At 60.0% G+C, this 508-nt stretch carries 2 pseudogenes; both read right to left on the minus strand.

Annotation, left to right across the window (positions count from 1 at the left end):
• Positions 1 to 145, minus strand: a pseudogene (locus tag G3N94_RS42005) (electron transfer flavoprotein subunit beta/FixA family protein); the annotation flags it as partial.
• A gap of 64 nt (positions 146 to 209) precedes the next feature.
• A pseudogene (locus G3N94_RS42010) lies at positions 210 to 508 on the minus strand (ABC transporter ATP-binding protein); the annotation flags it as partial.

A 508-nucleotide genomic window follows, 5' to 3' on the forward strand; every position in this document is an offset into this window, starting at 1 on the left:
GGCGCACGGCTTCTTCCACCGCAATTTCGTCGAACGGGTTCATCGACATCTTCACGTTCGCGATGTCGACGCCCGTGTTGTCCGACTTCACGCGGACCTTCACGTTGTAATCGACCACTCTTTTCACAGGCACCAGGATTTTCATCTGCATTCCCATACATAAATCCGAAATCGGCTGAGACCGCCTATTCGCCCACTCATTCGCCCACTCATTCACCGAGGTACGCGGCCCGCACCTTCGGATCGTCGAGCATCTGCTTCGCTTCGCCTTCCATCGTGACCGTGCCGGAGTCCATCACATAGCCGCGGTCAGCTGCCTGCAGCGCGAGCCGCGCGTTCTGCTCGACCAGCAGCACCGTGATGCCCTCCTTCGAGATCGTCCGCACCACTTCGAAGATCTTCTCGACCATGATCGGCGACAGCCCCATCGACGGCTCGTCGAGCAGCAGCAGCTTCGGCTTGGAAAGAATCGCGCGCGACATCGCCAGCATCTGCTGCTCGCCGCCCG

Source organism: Burkholderia sp. Ac-20353 (assembly GCF_017104785.1).
Taxonomy (GTDB): domain Bacteria; phylum Pseudomonadota; class Gammaproteobacteria; order Burkholderiales; family Burkholderiaceae; genus Burkholderia.